The following is a 4,677-nucleotide window of genomic DNA, read 5'->3' on the forward strand; positions in this document are numbered from 1 at the left end:
GCCTGTAGGGGCGAAGCATTCGGGTGACAATTATCGGTTTTTCCCAAGTTTATTTTCCGATGCTTCGCCCTTACGCCCTTACTCCTGCTGTATAGCGTTTCCTCATCTAATGAGGTACAAAAAATCTGCGTTTATCTGCGGTTAATTTTTACCGCTTGTACCTCACAATGGTAATTGCTATAAATGCGGCTTTTGCTTCATCACTGAAACAATAAATAAATCTTTAAAATTAACTATGGTAGTAACTAATTATTCAATCCTATTTTTAGAAGATTCCCTAGTAGATAGGTTATTATATACTCAATTTTTAAGTAAAGATAAGCTGGCTACATATCAGATTATTGAGGCTAAATCAGGATTAGAAGGATTAACCAAACTAGAGACAAATCAGCCAGATTTGATCCTGTTAGACTATCAATTGCAAGATATGAATGGGTTGGAATTTCTTCATCAGTTGCAGTTGCAATTTGGTAATCTTCAGATTCCTGTGATTATTTTGACAGGGACAGGAGACGAAAAGATTGCTGTGCAAGCGATGAAGCTCGGTGTTCAAGATTACATTGTTAAAGACAAAATAACACCTGAAGGGCTGTGTCGTACCATTCATGCGGTGCTAGAGAAAACCCGCTTGATCCAGAATATCCAGATGCAGGAGCAGCAACAAAAATTACTAGCAGCGATCGCTCTCCGCATTCATCAATTCATTCATTTAGAAGATATTTTACCCGTAGCTGTCCAAGGAGTGCGGGAATTTCTCAAGGCTGATCGGGTAGTGATATACAAGTTCTGCCCGGAGATGAATGGCGAAATAGTCGCTGAGTCCGTTCTGCCTGAATGGACACCTTTTCTAGGTAAGCAAATTCAAGAAAGTTGCTTTTGGGAAAATCAGACCGCTTATCATCGGGGCAAAATTCGAGCAATTGCTGATATCTACAATGCGGGATTCACACCCTGTCATATCAACTTGCTAGAGCAATTTCAGGTTAAGGCTAATTTGGTGATGCCGATTCGGCTGAAGTATCAGCACACAAAAACAGAGGATGATTGTCAGGTTGAAGAATTGGCAGATCAATCCGCTGCTGATGCTTCTTCTCATACCCTGTGGGGATTGCTTATCGCTCATCAATGCAGTACCACTCGTCAATGGGAAACCCATGAACTCGATTTACTGCAACAACTTTCAGTACAACTTGCTGTTGCCATTCAGCAAGCAGAACTCTATCAAAATCTGCAAAACTTGAATGTCTCCCTAGAACAAAAGGTACAGAAACGCACTCACCAACTAGCAGCCAGCGAGAGAAAATATCGGGCTATCTTCAATCAAAAATTTCAGTTTACAGGGCTACTTTCCATAGAAGGGAATGTTTTAGAACTCAATCAAGCATCCTTAGAATTTACTGGCTTGGAGTTCGCAGATTTGGTAAACCGTCCCATGTGGGAAATTTATTGTTGGCAAAATTCCCAGGAAACTCAGGAACAGTTAAAGCAAGCGATCGCTCGTGCTGCCCAAGGTGAGTTTATTTCCTACGAAGTAGATGTGCTAGGACCAGATCATCAAATCCTCACCCTTGATTTCTCATTACGACCGCTGAAAAATGATGCTGGAGAAGTAGTGATGCTAATTCCAGAAGGACGGGATATTACTCAAGCCAAGCTGAATGAAACTAAACGCAAGCAAGCAGAATCTATTTTAAAATTCCAAGCCCAAATTCTCGAAGAAATTCACGATGCTGTCATTACTATGGATATTAATGGCATCATTCAAAGTTGGAATTTCGGCGCTGAGAAATATTACGGCTATACTGCTACGGAAATGATTGGGCAAAATATCACTATTGTATATACAGATCCAGTCTATCCCATTCAACTCTATACAGATATAATCGCCCCCCTCTTAGCAAAAGGTCGCCATGAGATAGAGGTAATGCCCTGCCGATCAAAATCAGGAGAGATCATCTATGTCAACTTGCGGCTTTCAGTGATGCGAGACGAGCATGGTAAGATTATTTGTCTAATTGGCTGCTCCCATGACATCAGTAAACAGCAAGCAGCACTGATTGAGCGCAATCATCTCTTAGAACAAGAAAAAGCTGCTCGGAAACACGCGGAAACTGCTAACCGCATCAAAGATGAATTTTTAGCGATTCTATCCCACGAATTACGAACACCTCTCAACTCCATCCTGGGTTGGTCTAGTTTATTGGGGAAAGGGAAGTTAGACCCAGCCAAAACCGCTGAAGCTATCAGCATTATTGAGCGCAATGCCAATTTACAGGTTAATTTAATTGATGATTTACTAGAGATGTCCCGGATTCTCCGGGGTAAAGGTATTTTAAATATTTCTACAGTTAATCTAGCTACGACAATTTCCGCAGTTGAAGAAATACTCAATTTAGCAGCCCAAAGCAAAGAAATTCAGATTCAAACTATGATTGAACCAAATATTGGTTTAGTTGCAGGTGATCCAGTTCGTCTACAACAAATCGTTTGGAATCTCTTATCTAACGCTGTCAAATTTACATCTCAGGGTGGACGCATAGAAATTAGGCTAGAACGGATTGACTCTGATGCTCAAATCACTGTCAGTGATACAGGTAAAGGTATCAACCCAACATTTTTACCCCATATATTTGATTACTTCCGTCAAGAAGACAGTTCAACTACCAGAGAATTTGGTGGACTGGGGTTGGGATTGGCAATTGTCCGCAATTTAGCAGAACTGCATGGTGGAACTATTAAAGCTGATAGTCCTGGACTGGGACAGGGCGCTACTTTCACCGTTAGACTACCACTGATGACGACTTCCTCGGAAATTGCCCCAGACAACCATCAACAAGATATATCTTCAGATTTAAGCAATATCAAGGTTTTAGTCGTAGATGATGATGCTGATTTGCTGCATTTGGTTGCTTTTGTTTTGAAAATGTATAACGCCGAAGTTTTCACCGCATCATCTTCATTAACTGCTTTAGAAATGCTCAGACATATAAAACCAGATATTTTAATTAGCGATATTGGGATGCCCCCAAATGAATGGCTATGAACTCTTACAACAAATTAGAAGTGGCATCATAGATGATGTTAGCAAAATTCCAGCGATCGCTCTAACTGCCTACGCTGGTGAATTCGACCAACGCAAGGCTTTGGCTGCGGGTTTTCAAATGCACTTATCCAAACCCGTACAACCACAAGCTTTAGCTACAGCCGTAGCCCAACTCATGGCTATGTCGGTTAATTGAAAATCTGACAAGAGTCGTAGGGGCGTATCCCTAACGGAATCTGGAAGCATCAGCATTCGGGCGATTAATTATCAGTTTTTTCCCATGTAGGGGCGAAGCATTCGGGCGATAAATTCTCGGTTTTTTCCCAAGTTTATTTTCCGAATGCTTCGCCCTTGATCTTTTCTCGGATTCACTTGTATATTAAGAATAGTAAATAATAATTGCATTTTATCGCTATATCAGATAAAGCCAGATTTCTTACCATGACCTGGTAACAGATGACACGGAAAGATAGCGGCAATCAAGCAACAATTTATAGATACATGAGGACAGTAAACAGTGACAACATCGCTCAAACTGATTCAAACCGCTGATGAACAGCAGATTGCAGAGTTCTTTCAAGAATCCGTAGGTCAATGGCATTCTGAACGGCGTTACTATACCCTACCCCGTGGCGAAACAAAGGAAATGGAGAGTTTAATCACCATCCGATTTTTAGAACAGGGGTGTGAGGAATTACAAACACTAGCCCAAATCCATGATTTAATTGATTTGGAGAGTTTGACCTGTGGTGCTTGTGTGTCTTGGCAAAGTACCAATAAGATTAACCCTAAACAAGAATCTCAAGGGTTAACTCTGTTTGGGGCTTTGGGTAATATTTTGTATAGAGATCGCGGTTTTGCCACTTCTAAGCCAGTTACCGCTGATTATTATTTACCGAATCCACAAACTCTGTGTTTGCGAACTGAATACAATAACTCAGTATTTGAGGAAGAAATCAAATTTATTGGTAGTAAATATCGCACCAGACAAAGCATTATTTCCCGTGCAGGTGAGCAATTGATGATTGGTCAATATCTGGAAAAACGCCTTGAGGCTGAGATTTAGGGGCTAGAGGTGCAGTGGACAAGGATTTCGAGATTTGTGTTCATGTCATTCGTCAGAGCGATCGCTAAACAAATATAACTTTTTATAACGTTTTTGGACTCATGCCCACAATTACAATTTCTTGTGCCATAATCAGGGCATGGGAATTAATTCGGTGACGGTGTTTGTTGTTAGTATTGGCAGGTTTTCGCTTTTGGTATATACAGACTTCCCTCCGAAATCTAAATCTCTACACTCTTATGATTTTGGAGACATTCTATGTCAATTTACGTAGGTAACCTCTCTTATGAAGTTACACAAGATACCCTGAGCGCAGTTTTTGCAGAATACGGTTCTGTAAAGCGTGTTCAACTTCCTACAGACCGTGAGACAGGTCGCTTGCGCGGCTTCGGTTTTGTGGAAATGGGTACTGAAGCTGAAGAAGCGGCTGCCATTGAAGCCCTTGACGGTGCTGAATGGATGGGTCGTGACCTCAAAGTGAACCAAGCAAAGCCTAAAGAAGATAGAGGTTCTTTTGGCGGTGGTGGTAATCGTGGCGGTGGTAATCGTGGCGGCGGTGGTCGTTACT

Annotated in this window: 4 protein-coding genes; all 4 read left to right on the forward strand. The window is 41.4% G+C overall.

The features are described 5' to 3' along the window. Window positions 1–235: 235 nt before the first annotated feature. The gene (locus tag FJR38_RS13360; RefSeq protein WP_168537527.1) at window positions 236–3,043 is read left to right on the forward strand and encodes an ATP-binding protein; all 2,808 of its coding nucleotides are present in this window, start codon (window positions 236–238) and stop codon (window positions 3,041–3,043) included. After that, window positions 3,030–3,239: a response regulator gene (locus FJR38_RS13365; protein WP_168537529.1), complete on the forward strand. Its 210-nt coding sequence runs from the start codon at window positions 3,030–3,032 to the stop codon at window positions 3,237–3,239. The genes FJR38_RS13360 and FJR38_RS13365 overlap by 14 nt, the downstream gene beginning before the upstream one ends. 321 nt (window positions 3,240–3,560) lie before the next feature. Continuing rightward, complete coding sequence (locus FJR38_RS13370) at window positions 3,561–4,109, forward strand: phycobiliprotein lyase (RefSeq protein WP_168537531.1); 549 nt, start codon at window positions 3,561–3,563, stop codon at window positions 4,107–4,109. Between the two features lie 258 nt (window positions 4,110–4,367). Further along, the coding region (locus FJR38_RS13375) for an RNA-binding protein (RefSeq protein ID WP_168497895.1) at window positions 4,368–4,677 on the forward strand (310 nt) is incomplete at its 3' end.

The organism is Anabaena sp. UHCC 0253 (assembly GCF_009712085.1).
GTDB lineage: Bacteria > Cyanobacteriota > Cyanobacteriia > Cyanobacteriales > Nostocaceae > Dolichospermum.